Source organism: Sneathiella sp., assembly GCF_047631475.1.
Lineage (GTDB): Bacteria > Pseudomonadota > Alphaproteobacteria > Sneathiellales > Sneathiellaceae > Sneathiella.
On the sequence record NZ_JBLHZT010000017.1, the window covers coordinates 43,231 to 58,796 of the forward strand.

Below are 15,566 nucleotides of genomic sequence, written 5' to 3' on the forward strand. Positions count from 1 at the left end.
ACCTTTTTTGCAGAAACCCAGAACAGGAGGCAATAACATGCGCCCCTGTTCTGGTCGGTTACAGGTTAGCTGGGCTGTAATGTCAGGCGAGACCGCCACAAAACGAATGTCATAATGCCAATATTGAGCAAATTCCAGCCAATGCCGTTAATGAACGCTGCCCGGTAGGATTGCGTCAGATCATAAATAAGGCCAGACAGCCATCCACCAAGAGCCATTCCCGCGACCGTCGCCAGAATAACCAGTCCCACCCGCTGTCCGGCTTCGCGGGCTGGCAAATATTCCCGGACGATGATGGCGTAACTTGGGACAATCCCCCCTTGGGACAGGCCAAAAATGAAAGAAATGATATATAGGGCCGTCAATCCATCAAAGGGCAAATAAAGGATCAGACCAATACATTGTAGAACGGATCCAAGAAGAAGGGTCTTGATGCCGCCAAATAAATCCGCGAGGAAGCCTGAGGCGAGGCGGCTGATAATACCGCCTGCCAGCATCAGGGAAAGCATCTCCGCGCCTCGTTCGATCCCATACCCCAGATCATCAGAATAGGCCACGATATGAACCTGAGGCATTGACATGGCAACACAACACCCAATCCCTGCGATAACCAGCAAGCCTTGTAACATATTCGGTTGAAGGTCGGTTTCGCCTCTCATGGTTTGAATAGGCTGGTCCGCGGCACTGGCAGCATGAACCTTTGACGGAACTTTTCTTCTTAACATCAATACCAATGGCAGCATTGTTGCCAGCAGAATAATGGAAACGAGGCTATACGCATCTCGCCAGCCCTCTGTTGCAACGATATCCTTTATGAATAAAGGCCAAAAACAGCCAGCAAAATAGTTGCCGCTGGCCGCTGTTGCGATTGCGATCCCCAGTCTTTTAAAAAACCAGTGGGAAATATCTGACATCAAGGGGCCAAACAGGGTTGAGGTTCCCAGGCCAATCATCGTGCCCTGAATGACCGAGAACAACCAGAAACTACTGACCACCGTAGACAGGTAAAACCCGCCAGAGATCAACAGGCAGGACAGCAAGAGCGGGATGAAAATACCAAATCGATCCACCAGTCTTCCAACAATCAGGTTTCCAAGACCAAAACCGATCATCACAGCCGTAAAGGCAAGGGAGGCTTCTCCTCTGTTAATTCCGAATTCGTCCTGGACCTGAGGAAGGATGACAATGATCGACCACATGCCGCCACTACCAAGGGTCGCAAGCAAGACAGACACAAACAAACGGATCCATGAATACCGGCTATCCAGATAGTCTGTTGGTGAAACCCTCTGTTGAGAGGCTGTACTGAAGGAAGGGGGCATTGGCAGGGACCAATTCAGAAGGAGGGAAGAAGAGATAAGCTGATCCGATATTAGGCCTCCCTATTTACAAGAGCAATCCCTCTGTCGTCACATTTGATTTGTTTTACTGTTCAAAATCCAGTGATGAAAGGCCTGCAAGGACGGGTGATGGGCTTTGTCCGGTGGGTAGGTCAGGTAAAATGGGCACAGCATCCGGGGTGTCTCTTCCATGAAAGGAACCAGCAGACCAGAACTGAGTTCGGGTTGGATAAGGCTTTTGATGGCAATGACAATCCCCATTCCCTGAACAGCCGCAGCAATCGCCATGGGAAGGTCATGAAATTCCGGGTCATCGCGCAACAGGGCCGGATCATAGTCAATATCCATATGGCGAAACCAGTTTACCCAGTCTGTTTGCCGTGTCCTAACTTTAAGTCGGGGAAGGGTTTTTAAGCTTTGTTCTGTTGCAGGGTAAGCGTCAGCAAATTTCGGGTGACAGACCGGTATCAATTCGTCGTCATGAATTTTGTCCCAGATCATCGTTGTATCATCAGGTGGCCTGACCCGGATCGCAGCGTCGATATCGTCCTGATTACTGCGCGGTGCTGTAAGAACGGTTTTTATGTGAATGGTATGTTCGGGGTTCTCATTTTTAAATTCAGCCCAATTCGGAATAAGCCAGCGCTGGGCGACGGATGGAAACGCTGCGATGGTAAAACTGTTCCTCCAGTCTCCCGTCACTTCTGCTGTGGCAATTGCAATATCGTCAAGGGCTGGTGTCAAACGTAACAGATATCGCTTTCCCGATTGTGTCAGACGGATATGGCTTGCGCCTCTGTGAAACAGGGGAACTCCTAAAAAATCTTCCAGAGACTTCACAAGACTGCTGATTGCAGCGGCTGTAACTCCCAATTCGCTGGCCGCGGCAGAGAAACTTTGATGGCGGGCCGCAGCTTCGAAGGAGCGAACCTGATTGAGCGGGGGAAGTTTACGTTGCATTGATAATCCACAAGTATTTTAATCGAAGCATAACATTTTCTTGCCCTTGAGCAAGAATTAGTCGTTTGATCCTTTTGATTTCACCCCATAAATTAGAAGAAGGCTGATTTGGTATTCCATTAAACAGTCTGAAGGTGAGACAATGCACGATTATCTGTTTAGAACTGAAAGACTTGGTCCAGTGGCAGGCGCCTCAGTTGGGGGAATTGACTTGGCGACTCCTTTTGATCAAAAACTGAAGGACGCAGTTAATCGTGCATTTCTCCGCCATAAACTACTGATATTTAAAAACCAGAACCTGTCTGAAACGGAACAGATTCAGTTTTCTAAGCAGTTTGGGCCTTTGGAAATACATGTTATTTCCCAGTTCAATCACCCGCAGTTTCCAGAGATTTTTAGATTAAGTAATCGAAAAGATGCCGATAGAAACCCACTTGGGGCGGCGGACGGGGGGTCTTATTGGCATTCTGACTTGTCTTATAACGAGTGCCCGGCCAAGGCGACAATTCTACATGCAAAAGAAATTCCGGATATTCGGGCCGATACAGAATTTGTTGATATGCAGGCGGCTTTTGAAGCATTACCGGATGGATTGCGGGAGAAAGTTAAGGACCGATATGGCATCCATGCTTACCGGTCGAATAAATCAAAGGATAAAGGCACTTCAGTAACGCTATCAAAAGCGCAACTGGCCGCAACACCAGAGGTCGTTCACCCCATCGTGCGAACGCATCCTGAAACGGGTGCCCGATCAATTTTTGCTTTTCCCGGAATTGTTCAGAAGATACAGGGTCTCACTGAAAAAGAGGCCCAACCGATCCTTGACGCCCTGTTTGAGCATTGTCTGCAAGACAGGTTCAAATTTAGCCTAAATTGGGAAAAGGGGGATCTGGCGATGTGGGATAATCGTTGCCTGATGCACCGGGCAACGACGCGAACCTTGCCACCGGACGCCTATCGTACAATTAACAGAACCACTGTTTCTGGTGATAAACCTTATTAATTTTTGACGGATAATAATAATGAAACCACAAGTCAAATTACGCGGTGATCAATTTCTTACCAAACCTGTCGCCATGGAGCCGGCTTTTGATAATCCTGAAGGGATTGAAAAGCTTATTCGCAAAGGAGGCCCCTATAAAACATTGGCTGCCGTTCATAGAAATGTCGGGGAAACAACAGGGGGGTGGTTTCGAAATTTCTGGGCGCTGGGCGGTAAAGTCGTTTTTGAGGGGGCAGAGCCGTATTTCAATAATCAGCGCTTTATTGACACCGCGAAAGAAACCTATAGAGCAGAGGTTATTCGACCGGTTGCCATGATGACAAATCTGAACTTGCCAGCGTCAGGGGCGCCGTTTCATCTGGACCTGCCATTTTATCGGGGCGCTGAAAACAAAGAAGTTCCCAGCTGGATGTTGACGCCCATGCGTTATTCCAACCTGTTTCAGGATTGGGCAATTCCCATCGCGTCTGCCGTTACCTGGTTTTATGAGGGCGAAGGGGGTGAGTTTGAATACTGGCCGGATGGGTTGGATCATCCGTCCTTGACCGAAAGCCCACCATTTACCAACCGATGTGTACTGGCCGATAACGAATATATGTTCCATCGAGTGGGCGCTATCGGACCCGTGTCAGAGCATGGAAAATATGATGATATTGGCTACGATGCTTTGCTGGAATTGGGACCGGATGATCGGTGGCATGTAAAAGAGGATGGGAAAACGCGGGCGTCATTCGATTATGGGCAGGTGCGGATCTCAATTCTTTGGAAGGCCCATTGCTTTAAAGATGAACGGCTGGCTGCGATTTATGACGATCATTCAGATGACCTGACCGCGGAAAGGGTTCGAGATATTTTCTCTGCGGATTTGAAACGCCGTGGCGTTGATTTCCGCGAACCGGGTGATTTTGCGACGGATCTGGCATGGAAAAAAGTGATTACAGAAAATTACGCCCCGCCTGAAGGTGGTCAGCGCTACTGATTGTTTTCAAGCGAAATTGATTCTACTCTCTTCTGAACACAGAATAAAAAGGGGAGAGTATGGGACGGTTAAATCAGAAAGTAGCCCTTATAACGGGCGGGGCCGGTGGGATTGGTCTGGCGACCGCTAAATTGTTTCAGGCGGAAGGCGCGAAGGTTGTCGTCACGGACAAAAATGCTGAGGCTGGAAAAACTGCATTGAACGCGCTGGAAGCTGGGGCCATATTCTTGCAGCATGATGTAACGTTACCAGACGCATGGAAGTCTGTTTTCGAACAGACTAGCGAACAATTTGGCCAGATCGATATACTTGTGAATAATGCCGGATTGCTGAAAACCGCTCCTACACAAACGCTTATGACGACGGACCTCGCCCATTGGAAGGCCGTGAATAGTGTGAATGTGGAGGGCGTCTTTCTGGGATGTCAGGCGGCCGTCAAGCATATGAAGGAAAAAGGCGGCGTGATCGTTAATATCGCATCCGTGGCGGCAAACCAATCGACACCAAGCCTGATTGCCTATGGTGCTTCAAAAGCCGCGGTTGCCCATCTTACCAAGTCTGTGGCCAGTCATTGTTTATACCAAGGTTACCCCATTCGGTGTAATTCGGTTCATCCAAACCCGATCAAAACAGCCATGGGGGATGAATTGATGAGCCAAATGGGCGGTGGTGATCCCGTTGCAGGCTGGCGTGAATTTGAAAAAGTGAAAGGTTATGGCGGCGCTGGAGAACCCGATGATGTCGCCCGTTCAATTCTGTTTTTGTCCTCTGATGAAGCCCGCCATACAAATGGGGCGGAATTGATGGTAGACGGTGGAATGGCGATCCGGGTCAGCTAGGGAATAGCAGCATCCCAGTAGGGTTCCGGGCCAAAATAATCGACCAGAAAGTCAATGAATTGTCGGACGCGCGCGGATACAAACCGGGTTTGTGGGTAAACGGCAAATGCCCCTAATTCCAAATACTCATATTTTTGAAGGACAGGGACCAAGGATCCTGCCTGGATGTCCTTCCAGACAATAAAGGTTGGCCCAAAAACCAGACCGCAGCCTTCAACGGCGGCTTGCCGTAAAAAGTCTCCGTTGTTTGCGGTCATGATTGTTTTACCTTTAATCTCATGACGGTTGCCATCTCCATCCATCAAGAAATGCGTTAAGCCCGTTGGACTGGAATATTTGAGTAACGAGTGCTCTTTCAAATCATGAAAGCTTTGAGGCATGCCATGCTTTTCAAGATATGAAGGACTGGCACTCAAAGTGTGGCGAATAGTTGTGAGCTTACGGGCAACGAGGGAGGAGTCTGCTAGATCAGCAATCCTAAGTGCCAGATCGAACCCTTCTTCCACTAAGTCAACCTGTCGGTCTGCAAAATTCAGATCGATGTCCAGCTCAGGATGCAACTCAGAGAATTTAATGACCGCTTTTGACAGATGCATCAGACCAAAAGATAATGGTACCGCAACTTTAAGGGTTCCTGATAATTCTGTGGTTCGTTGTTGCATTGAATTGGATAATTCATCCATATCGGACAGAATGACCTGAGATTGACGGTAAAACCGCCGCCCGGCCTCCGTCAGGCTGGATTTGCGTGTGGTTCTGTTCAGTAGCTGAACGCCCAGACGGTCTTCCAGATTCATAAGGCGCCGACTGACAGCCGATTTCGCAATATTCAGCTGGTAGGCGGTTTCTGTAATGCTGCCCGTATCCGCAATGCGAATGAACAGCGACATGTCTTCAAATTGTCCCATTTTATTGTTCTAAAATATAGAACAGTATTTTTCAATATCTTATATTTATTCTGATTATGAGAAATATTATGTTTATCGCATCCCTTGGCATAGGTTGGAGATAGACGAACCATGAAAAAACAGACACGCAGGTTAATTTATCAATCAGAAGGCATCCCGGCCTCTGACGGTGATGGTGTCAAATTGACCCGGATTATTGGATCACCGGAACTTGAAATGCTGGATCCTTTTCTACTGCTGGACGTTTTTGAAAGCGATCAACCAGATGATTATATTGGCGGGTTCCCATCCCATCCTCATCGGGGTTTTGAGACCGTCACTTATCTTCTGGCTGGTAAAATGCGTCACAAGGATAATGCGGGCAATGAAGGCGTGATTGTTCCGGGAGGCGTTCAATGGATGACTGCCGGACGCGGGATCGTTCATTCCGAAATGCCTGAACAGGAAAACGGCCTGTTAAAAGGGTTTCAACTCTGGGTCAACTTACCTGCATCGAAAAAAATGACCGCCCCAGGATATCAGGAATTTCCGCCAGAAAGCATTCCGCTGGTGACCCTTGAGAATGGCGGAACGGTTCGCTTGGTAGCAGGAGAGCTTGCCGACCATACGGTTGGGCCCGTCACCAATGAAAATACAATCCCCACTTTTATGGATGTTACATTGCCTGCGGGCGAGACTTTTGAACAGTCCATCAAGGCGGATCATTCTGCCTTTATCTTCGTGATCGACGGACGGGCTTTGATCGGTGAACAGAAAGCACCACTCATAAAAGGTGTGCTCGGAATTCTGAGTGATAATGGAGACGTCGCCGTTCAAGCCGCTGACGCGGGGGCCCGTTTTCTGATTGTCGCCGCGAAGGCTATAAAAGAGCCCGTTGCCAGAGGGGGTCCTTTTGTCATGAATACACGGGCCGAGGTTATGCAGGCCTTTCATGATTATCAGTCAAATAAATTTTAGGAGCAACGAGTATGGGTTTACTTCAAGAGGGTGTTTGGGTCGATCAGTGGTATGACACAAAATCCAGCAAAGGTCGGTTTGTTCGCAAACAGTCCGCTTTTAGAAACTGGGTGACACCGGATGGTGCTGCAGGCCCAAGCGGCGAGGGCGGGTTTAAAGCTGAGGCTGACCGGTATCATTTATACATTTCACATGCCTGCCCCTGGGCGCATCGGACGGTTATTTTCAGAGCCCTGAAAGGCTTGGAAAAGATGATCAGCCTGTCGGTCGTCCATTGGTATATGGCCGAGAATGGCTGGACCTTTGAGGAGGCAGACGGCGTTGTTCAGGATCCAATCAACCATGCAAAATTTTTGCATCAAGTGTATACAGCAGCCGATCCAAAATATTCCGGCCGGGTTACGGTTCCTATTTTGTGGGACAAAAAAATGAACACGATCGTGTCCAATGAATCCTCGGAAATCATTCGGATGTTTAATTCCGCCTTTGATCAGGTTGGTGCATTGGAGGGTGATTATTATCCGGAAGACCTTCGATCTGAAATCGATGCCATTAACGAACGGATTTATGAAACCGTGAATAATGGTGTTTACCGGTCCGGTTTTGCAACAACACAGGAAGCTTATGATGAAGCAGTCGTTCCGTTATTTGAAACATTGGATTGGGTAGAGGAAAAACTCTCCAGGCAAAGGTATCTGACTGGTGATCGCTTGACCGAAGCCGACTGGCGTTTGTTTACGACACTTGTCCGATTTGATCCGGTTTATGTCGGACATTTTAAATGTAATCTGAAGCGAATTGCAGATTATCCCAATTTGTCCAATTACCTGCGGGATCTTTATCAACGCCCGAACGTTGCCCAAACGGTCCATATGGACCATATCAAAAAGCATTATTACGAAAGTCATGATACGATCAACCCAACGCGGGTGGTGCCAATGGGACCCTTGATGGATTTGAGTGCCCGCCATAACCGCGAAAAATTATAAAATTTCTGGAGTGTGCGATGAGTGAACCATTAGTAGCTGGAACAGCCCCTGCCGTCGTTGAGGTGAAAAAAGGAAAGACCTATTTTTGGTGCGCGTGTGGTCGTTCAAGCAAGCAACCTTTTTGCGATGGCTCTCATAGCGGGACCGAGTTTTCACCCGTTCAGTATGAAGCTAAAAAAGATGGTTACGCCTATTTCTGTACTTGCAAGAAGACGTCGAAGCAACCTTTGTGCGACGGCACACACAAGGAATTAAGAGATTGATGTTTAAAGAAGAGGGTCGCTTTTTGGGCGACCTTTTTCATATCAATGATTTAGCAAAACCGATGAGCTTTTTGGTCAGTTCTGAATTAGGGCCATCTGTGTAAGACCCTGTGAAGACGAGGGGCGCCGGTGTCCAGTCGCAGGTCAGTCTGATTAAAGAGCCTTTCGCAACTTCCTGATCGGTGTAATGTTCAGGTAATATCCCGATACCAACGCCTTGCTTGGCAAGCTCCATGGTTGCAACGAACGAATTACACGGGAAAAGGGTCAGTTGATCAAGCCGGTTCTTTTTTAAATGCCCCGATACTTCCAGATACTGCTGAGAAAGTTTAGCACCAGTAATCAGCGGGTATTTTTTCAAATCAACAAGATTATAGGGTAAGTCATTGCGCAATCCTGTGGAGGGCGCAGCGACCCAGGATTGTTTGTAGGTGGCAAAATCCAGATTATTAATCCGGTGATCCTGAACAGGCCCCATCAGAAATGCAACATCCAGTGATTTTTTTTCAAGTCCGATTTGCAAGTTGCGGGACGCATCCACATGAAGCTGCAATTCCACATTCGGGAAAACTGTTGAAAGACTTTCCCAAAATTCAGGAAACCAGGTCGCCACGGCATATTCGGTTATTCCCATTTGAATGCGACCGGAACTGGACACGTCTCCTTGCACAATAACAGGGAGTTGTTCGGCCGTTGCAATGATATTTTCTGCATGTGGACGAAGGGCTTCTCCGGCTGGTGTAATCTGTATGTTGCCTGTATCGCGGTCGAACAAACGGGCACCCAAGACTTCCTCAAGCTTGGCAATACGCGAGGAAATAGCTGGCTGTGTCGTGTTCATTTTTTCCGCGGTTTTGTTAAAACTTGCCAGTGTCGCGACCCATAAAAAGGTTCTCAACTGTGTAATACTAAGATTTTCAGCCATACTAATGCTCTGCCTGTTGTTCGATTGCTTAATCAGCTTGTGTGTTCGATAAGGTGTATGGGGGGCCATACAAGAGAAAACGCTTACTGGCATTCTTGCAAAAGAAAACCAAAAATTAGAAACAGATTAAGCTACTGAATTCTCCCTGAAACAATAGGGATATGGAACTAGGTCTTTCCCTCAAATGTTGTATTGGGTATGCTGACAACAAGAAGAAAAAAAAGTCGGAATGATTCTTATCTGACATTATAAAAAAGGGCAATAATAATGAAAAGCTATCAATTCGAGGAATATGGCGAAGAACTGGTTGAAAATGTAGCCGCAGAGCCGTCTGTCGCCGGGGGACAGGTTCTTATCAAAATTTCAGCTTGTGGTGTTTGTCATAGCGATATCCATATTTGGGAGGGATATTTCGGCCTTGGAGGAGACAAAAAACTAGATATTAAAGGGAAGCGCAAACTCCCTTTTACTCTTGGACATGAAATTGTAGGAGAGGTTGTTGCGGTTGGTCCCGATGTGACGTCCGTCAAGGTCGGCGAGCAACATGTTGTCTATCCGTGGATCGGTTGTGATGAATGTCCAACTTGCGACGCCGGGAACGGCCACCTGTGTAATCGCCCGCGGGCACTGGGCGTTGATGTGGATGGCGGATATAGTGATCATTTGCTTGTCCCTCATGAAAAATATCTTCTGGATTATGGTGATCTTCCTAAAGAACTGGCTTGTACCTACACCTGTTCGGGTTTGACCGCGTATAGCGCGATAAAAAAGGTAAAACCTCTGGCCGATAACGGCACATTGATGATTATTGGTTGCGGCGGTGTTGGGCTGGCGGGTATGGCCATTGTTAAATCAGTGACCAACGCAAAAGTGTATGTTGCCGATATTGATCCGGATAAACGCCAAGCAGGCCTTGATGCCGGTGCAGAAGCTGCGTTTGATCCGAATGACCGGGATCAGTTCAAGGAAATCATGCGCCTGACAAATGGCGGTGTGAATGCGGCAATTGATTTTGTGGGCGCGGAAAGCAGCGCCCGTTTCGGAGCCAGCATTCTGGCAAAAGCAGGCCGACTGGTTATTGTGGGCTTGTTCGGTGGGAATTTTTCTCTTCCACTTCCCATGTTTCCCATTAAGGCAATCGGTATTGAAGGTTCCATGGTGGGAAGCCTCGCCGAGATGCATGAATTAATGGAGCTTGCCAAAGCGGGCAAATTGAATGCCCTTACTTTGGATGAACGCCCAATGAACGAAGCGTATAATGCGCTGACAGATCTTCAAAAAGGAAATGTCGTAGGGCGTGTTGTGCTTAAAAACTGACTGAAGGCTGGTGTTTCTTCCTTGAAACCCACCTGATCGAATAAAAAAGCGGGCTTGGAAACAGGGCCGCTTTTTTAGTGAATAGGACCTTTATATTCCATCTGGATCAGTTCTTTGACAACGCGCAGCAGATGCAGGCAAGCGTTTAGCTCGTCTTCTGCGCCTAGCTGACGAAGGCTGTTTGCCTCGTCGTCCAGAAGCTCAACGGCGTTTTCTCCTTGGTGCATGATCATGTAATGGGCTGTGCTGTATAGATCGACAGCAGACTCTGGCTGAAATTCAACAACATTCATCATGATACCACTCCTTACGCAATTAATGTCCTGATCCTCAATTTAGAGGAAAATTATTAATAACTCGTAAGTGGATTTAAACAGGGCGAAATTTTAGTTATGCACAGGACGTTCAGGTGACAGAAAAGACGAAAACCTAAAAGGGTAAACCAACAGCGTTGGTTAAAAACCGCATCAGGGGAACCGCTTTTTCATAGGTTTCAATTACGTCATCCAACAGCGACGCCTTTTGTAAATTGGCGGCCGGCGCACGATGCATTGCGAAGAAAGATTTTTTCTTCAAATCATCAATCAGGGGGTGGTCCTCTGAAAAGCCTTTTGGAGGACGCTTTAAGGCACCTTCCGAATTTAGGGCGCCAAAGGTTTTTAAAAATGTTTCATCCTGCGTGATGGAAAGCCATTTATCCTGATTTTTATCGATTGCCTGCCGGATGAGCGCCAGTTTTGGAGAGGGTGGCATCCAGATACCCCCGCCATAATGAACACCATCGTCAGCAAGATGAATGTAAAAACCGGGTGCGTGTGCATTTTTGCCCGCCTGATGACGAAACTGGCAGGCTGCGTGATCTTTATAGGGGCGTTGATCCTTGGAGAAGCGTATGTCCCTGTAAATGCGGAACATGGACCCCCGATTTGGTCTGGGATCGGCCACATAACAAGGGGCAATTTCTTCAAGTTTAGGACCCAGATCGGCGACAAAATCACTGATTGGATATTGAACGATATCCTGATAGCGTTTTTTGTTGGCAGCAAACCAGTCCCTATTATTATTTTCCTTGAGTTCCTTGAAGAAGGCTTGGAAATCCTCAGAAAAACCGTTGAAATTCTGACTCATTATTGGCCCTTCGATCAAAGTTTTCGGTGATCAATGACGCGTTTCGCCTTGCCAACGGAACGCTCAATGTCGCCGGGTTCACAGATAACGACTTTGGTGGAAACCCCAAGCACACCTTTAATTCGCTTTTGAAGGTAGGCCGCCGCGCTTTCATCGGTGTTTTTCGTGGGATCACGTTCCACCTTGACCGTCAACTCGTCCAGAATACCTTCACGGGTAACCTCAATCAAATAATGAGCCGTTAGCCCGTCCGTGGCGACAACAAGGTCTTCAACATGATTTGGAAAAAGATTAACCCCGCGTATGATCAACATATCATCTGCGCGGCCGGTGATTTTTTCAATGCGCCGCATGGACCGGGCGGTGCCGGGAAGCAACCGGGTCAGATCGCCCGTCCGATAGCGAATAACCGGGAACGCTTCTTTTGTCAGGGACGTGAAGACCAGTTCACCCTGTTCACCATCAGGCAGCACAGCCCCCGTCTCGGGATCGATGATTTCTGGGTAAAAATGGTCTTCCCAAAGGGTCAGGCCATCTTTTGTTTCAAGACATTCATTTGCAACACCAGGGCCCATGACTTCCGATAAGCCATAGATATCCAATGCATCGATATCAAATCGGCTTTCGATTTGATCGCGCATGGCCTCGCTCCAGGGTTCGGCGCCGAAAATTCCAGCTTTCAGGGACGAGCTGCGGGGATCAATGCCCTGTCGATCAAATTCTTCCGCCAGCGCCATCATATAGGAGGGGGTGACCATTATAATGTCAGGCTGAAAATCCTGAATGATTTGAACCTGGCGTTCGGTTTGCCCACCAGACATCGGGACAACCGTACATCCTAAACGTTCAGCACCATAGTGGGCGCCCAGGCCACCAGTAAACAGTCCATACCCGTAGGTCACATGAACCATATGGTCCCTGGTGCCACCCGAGGCGCGAATGCTGCGGGCCACAAGATCGGCCCAGTTGTCGATATCATTTTTTGTGTATCCGACGACAGTTGCGCGCCCCGTTGTTCCGGAGGAGGCATGAAGGCGAACAACTTCAGAACGGGGAACGGCAAACATGCCAAACGGATAATTGTCTCGAAGATCCTGCTTGTTGCAGAAGGGCAGGTTGGCAAGATCTTCGAGAGATTTAATATCATCAGGATGCACGCCTGCCTGATCAAACCGTTTTCGGAACAATTCCACATTTTGATAGGCGTGGGATACTGACCATTTCAAACGGGTCGTTTGCAGATCTGTTATTTCGTCGCGACTTGCAATCTCGATCGGATCAAGATCTGATTTTCGCGGCGGTGTTAAGCGTGACATTTTTCCTCCGATATTTGTAACCTGGGTCTTTTATCAGACCCTTTCTATAACCATGGCAATTCCTTGGCCGACACCAATGCACATTGTGCATAAAGCGTATTTGCCGCCTGTTCTTTGCAATTGATACATTGCTGTTGTCGCAAGACGGGCGCCGGACATTCCTAGCGGGTGACCAAGCGCAATTGCGCCGCCTTGAGGATTAACTCGAGGGTCATCATCTGCGATGCCAAGCTCACGGGTGACCGCCAGCCCTTGTGCGGCGAAGGCTTCGTTCAGTTCGATTACATCCATGTCTGAAATCGAAAGACCTGCTAAGGCCAGCGCTTTTTTCGATGCTGGGGCCGGACCAATTCCCATGATACGCGGTGCAACACCGGCTGTAGCCGTTGCAATGATCCTGGCTTTTGGGGTCAGTCCAAAATCTTTTGCAGCTGTTTCAGAGGCCAGCAACAACGCGCAGGCGCCATCATTGACACCCGATGCATTCCCAGCCGTAACGGTGCCGTCAAGGCGGACAATTGGTCTCAGTGCTCCCAGTTTTTCGAGGGAAGTTGCCCTCGGATGCTCATCCTTATCAACGATAAGGGCATCACCCTTACGTTGCGGGATGCTGACAGCAACAATTTCTTCTGCAAGGTTACCGTTGGCCTGCGCCTGCGCCGCTTTTTCCTGACTGCGAAGCGCAAATAGATCCTGATCTTCCCGATTTACACCAAAGTCATCGGCTACATTTTCGGCCGTCTCAGGCATACTGTCTGTACCGTATTTTTCTTTCATCAATTTATTGACGAAACGCCAGCCGATTGTAGTGTCGAAAATTTCAGCATTTCTGGAAAAAGCTGTCGTTGCTTTACCCATGACAAAAGGAGCGCGGCTCATGCTTTCAACGCCGCCTGAGATCGTTAGTTGGGCTTCTCCCGTCATGATTTGGCGGCCGGCAGAGGCGGTTGCATCCAAACCTGATCCACACAGGCGATTGACAGTAGAGCCAGGAACATCTTGCGGAAGTCCTGCCAGTAACGAGGCCATGCGGGCAACATTTCGGTTATCCTCGCCGGCCTGATTGGCATTGCCATAAATGACATCATCGACTTTCGTCCAATCGACATTGGCGTTGCGGTCCATCAGTGCTTTTAGGGGGATCGCACCCAAATCATCTGTACGAACAGAAGAAAGTGAGCCGCCGTAACGGCCGATAGGGGTTCTGATAGCATCGCAGATAAAAACGTTTTTCATTTTCATTCTTCTTCTTTATTGGCATTAAGGCCAGGGATCATCTGCCCCTTTATTGTATGGGAATTCCCACGAAACAAAGCGACGGTCCGATCATCCTGATCCGTTACAGTTATGTCGTAAACACCTGTCTGCCGGGACCGCGATCTTTCGATTGCTGTGGCAGTAAGCAGGCTGTCGGGTGCCACGGGTCTCAGAAAATCAATCTGTGCTCCCTGGGCCACCGTGCTCTGATTATAAGCATTACACGCGTAAGCAAAAGCGGTGTCTGCCAAAGTAAAGACATAACCCCCGTGACAGATGTTATGCCCGTTCAGCATTTCATCTGTAACGCGCATTGTCATGGTTGCTTCACCGGGACTGATTGCCTTCAGCGCAATGCCAAGATGTTGAGCTGCTTTATCTTTTTTGTACATGGTTTCGGAAACTGCGTTCGCAACTTCCTGTGGGCCAAGTTCTGGAATATCTGTCACTTAATTATTTCCCTGTGAAGGATGCGGGCCGTTTTTCCGTGAAAGCGGCAACACCTTCTGCGAAATCAGATGTCTTTGTTGCCTTGCTTTGAAGGTCGCGTTCAACATCCAGCTGCTGATCCAGTGTGTTGGAAAGGCTGGCATTCATTGCCTGTTTTATATAAGCGAAGCCAAGGGTAGGGCCGGACGCCATCTTTTTGGCCAGCAATTCAGCTTCGTTCATGAGCGCATCATCGTCATAAACTTTCCAGATCAGGCCAAGCCTTTCGGCTTCTTCCGCAGGAACTTTATCACCGAGCATGGCGAGCCCCATTGCTTTTCCGGATCCGACGAGGCGCGGCAGAAAATAAGTGCTTCCCGCATCTGGTATAAGGCCGATATGGCAAAAAGCTTGTAGAAAATACGCAGAGCGCGCGGCCAAGCAGATGTCAGCGGCAAGGGCGAGGGACATGCTGGCACCCGCTGCAATCCCGTTCACCGCAGAAATGACCGGCTTGTCCAGGTTGCGCAGAAACCGGATCAACGGGTTATAATTTTTTTCAAGGGTATCCCCGGCGTCGTTCGTGTCGTCATCGCTTAGGTCGGCACCGGCACCGAACGCCCGGCCTTCCCCTGTAATCAGCACGCATCTGACGTCATCACTTTCAAGGGTTGGCATGATCGCCCTGAGTTCTTCATGCATCTCGACGCTGAATGCGTTTAGTTTTTCTGGGCGATTCAAAGTGATTTTTGCTACTTTTTCACTGAGATCAAGACGGATTGTTTTGTAGGTATGGTCGCTCGTTGTCATTGTTTATCTCTCCCTTTTCCCGATCTTCTGTTTTTATTCTGTTTTTAAATAACACAAAATTATCAGGAATGTTGTGATTTTTGTATCGTTTTAGGTAATAAAAAAACAGCTATCCAGAGGGTAGCTGTTTTCGACGGGTTTTCGAA

General features: G+C 48.4%; 17 protein-coding genes. 7 read left to right on the plus strand and 10 right to left on the minus strand.

What is annotated here, in order from left to right; translation table 11 throughout:
• Window positions 1–65 precede the first annotated feature (65 nt).
• Window positions 66–1,322, minus strand: coding sequence for an MFS transporter (locus ACJAYR_RS09035; protein ID WP_415236302.1), 1,257 nt, complete (start codon window positions 1,320–1,322; stop codon window positions 66–68).
• An 87-nt stretch (window positions 1,323–1,409) separates the two neighbouring features.
• The gene (locus ACJAYR_RS09040; RefSeq protein ID WP_415236303.1) at window positions 1,410–2,300 is read right to left on the minus strand and encodes a LysR substrate-binding domain-containing protein; all 891 of its coding nucleotides are present in this window, start codon (window positions 2,298–2,300) and stop codon (window positions 1,410–1,412) included.
• A 142-nt stretch (window positions 2,301–2,442) separates the two neighbouring features.
• Between ACJAYR_RS09040 and ACJAYR_RS09045 the strand changes: the two genes are divergently transcribed.
• The 3 genes from ACJAYR_RS09045 to ACJAYR_RS09055 are packed head-to-tail and all read left to right on the plus strand — an operon-like array spanning window position 2,443 to window position 5,121.
• Window positions 2,443–3,303, plus strand: coding sequence for a TauD/TfdA dioxygenase family protein (locus ACJAYR_RS09045; protein ID WP_415236304.1), 861 nt, complete (start codon window positions 2,443–2,445; stop codon window positions 3,301–3,303).
• Between the two features lie 19 nt (window positions 3,304–3,322).
• Window positions 3,323–4,282, plus strand: a complete 960-nt coding sequence (locus tag ACJAYR_RS09050; protein ID WP_415236305.1) for a hypothetical protein — start codon at window positions 3,323–3,325, stop codon at window positions 4,280–4,282.
• Between the two features lie 59 nt (window positions 4,283–4,341).
• Window positions 4,342–5,121, plus strand: coding sequence for a glucose 1-dehydrogenase (locus ACJAYR_RS09055; protein ID WP_415236306.1), 780 nt, complete (start codon window positions 4,342–4,344; stop codon window positions 5,119–5,121).
• On the opposite strand, the gene ACJAYR_RS09060 is transcribed toward ACJAYR_RS09055, so the two are convergent.
• Window positions 5,118–6,029: a LysR family transcriptional regulator gene (locus ACJAYR_RS09060; RefSeq protein ID WP_415236307.1), complete on the minus strand. Its 912-nt coding sequence runs from the start codon at window positions 6,027–6,029 to the stop codon at window positions 5,118–5,120. The genes ACJAYR_RS09055 and ACJAYR_RS09060 overlap by 4 nt on opposite strands.
• Before the next feature lie 111 nt (window positions 6,030–6,140).
• Between ACJAYR_RS09060 and ACJAYR_RS09065 the strand changes: the two genes are divergently transcribed.
• Genes ACJAYR_RS09065 through ACJAYR_RS09075 form a run of 3 tightly spaced genes read left to right on the plus strand, consistent with a single transcriptional unit; the run spans window position 6,141 to window position 8,238 of the window.
• Window positions 6,141–6,986: a pirin family protein gene (locus ACJAYR_RS09065; RefSeq protein ID WP_415236308.1), complete on the plus strand. Its 846-nt coding sequence runs from the start codon at window positions 6,141–6,143 to the stop codon at window positions 6,984–6,986.
• 11 nt (window positions 6,987–6,997) lie between these two features.
• Window positions 6,998–7,975, plus strand: a complete 978-nt coding sequence (locus ACJAYR_RS09070; protein ID WP_415236309.1) for a glutathione S-transferase family protein — start codon at window positions 6,998–7,000, stop codon at window positions 7,973–7,975.
• A 17-nt stretch (window positions 7,976–7,992) separates the two neighbouring features.
• Window positions 7,993–8,238 (plus strand): CDGSH iron-sulfur domain-containing protein, encoded by a 246-nt coding sequence (locus ACJAYR_RS09075; RefSeq protein ID WP_415236310.1) that lies wholly within the window; start codon window positions 7,993–7,995, stop codon window positions 8,236–8,238.
• 37 nt (window positions 8,239–8,275) lie between these two features.
• Here the strand turns inward: ACJAYR_RS09075 and ACJAYR_RS09080 are convergent, their stop codons facing one another.
• Entirely contained in the window at window positions 8,276–9,163 is an 888-nt protein-coding gene (locus ACJAYR_RS09080; RefSeq protein ID WP_415236311.1) for a LysR family transcriptional regulator, read from the minus strand.
• 267 nt (window positions 9,164–9,430) lie between these two features.
• Here ACJAYR_RS09080 and ACJAYR_RS09085 point away from each other — a divergent pair, with 267 nt between their 5' ends.
• Complete coding sequence (locus ACJAYR_RS09085; RefSeq protein ID WP_415236312.1) at window positions 9,431–10,480, plus strand: alcohol dehydrogenase; 1,050 nt, start codon at window positions 9,431–9,433, stop codon at window positions 10,478–10,480.
• Between the two features lie 74 nt (window positions 10,481–10,554).
• Here the strand turns inward: ACJAYR_RS09085 and ACJAYR_RS09090 are convergent, their stop codons facing one another.
• The 6 genes from ACJAYR_RS09090 to ACJAYR_RS09115 form a co-directional block, all read right to left on the minus strand.
• Window positions 10,555–10,776, minus strand: coding sequence for a hypothetical protein (locus ACJAYR_RS09090; protein WP_169545649.1), 222 nt, complete (start codon window positions 10,774–10,776; stop codon window positions 10,555–10,557).
• Window positions 10,777–10,909: 133 nt separating this feature from the next.
• Window positions 10,910–11,608, minus strand: coding sequence for a DUF2461 domain-containing protein (locus tag ACJAYR_RS09095; protein ID WP_415236313.1), 699 nt, complete (start codon window positions 11,606–11,608; stop codon window positions 10,910–10,912).
• A 14-nt stretch (window positions 11,609–11,622) separates the two neighbouring features.
• Entirely contained in the window at window positions 11,623–12,924 is a 1,302-nt protein-coding gene (gene paaK / locus ACJAYR_RS09100) for a phenylacetate--CoA ligase PaaK (RefSeq protein ID WP_415236314.1), read from the minus strand.
• A gap of 33 nt (window positions 12,925–12,957) precedes the next feature.
• A complete protein-coding gene (gene pcaF, locus ACJAYR_RS09105) occupies window positions 12,958–14,160 on the minus strand; it encodes a 3-oxoadipyl-CoA thiolase (protein ID WP_415236315.1) in 1,203 nt (400 codons plus the stop codon).
• A 2-nt stretch (window positions 14,161–14,162) separates the two neighbouring features.
• Window positions 14,163–14,630, minus strand: a complete 468-nt coding sequence (gene paaI / locus ACJAYR_RS09110) for a hydroxyphenylacetyl-CoA thioesterase PaaI (protein WP_415236316.1) — start codon at window positions 14,628–14,630, stop codon at window positions 14,163–14,165.
• Window positions 14,631–14,634: 4 nt separating this feature from the next.
• Window positions 14,635–15,420 (minus strand): enoyl-CoA hydratase-related protein, encoded by a 786-nt coding sequence (locus ACJAYR_RS09115; protein WP_415236317.1) that lies wholly within the window; start codon window positions 15,418–15,420, stop codon window positions 14,635–14,637.
• Window positions 15,421–15,566 lie beyond the last annotated feature (146 nt).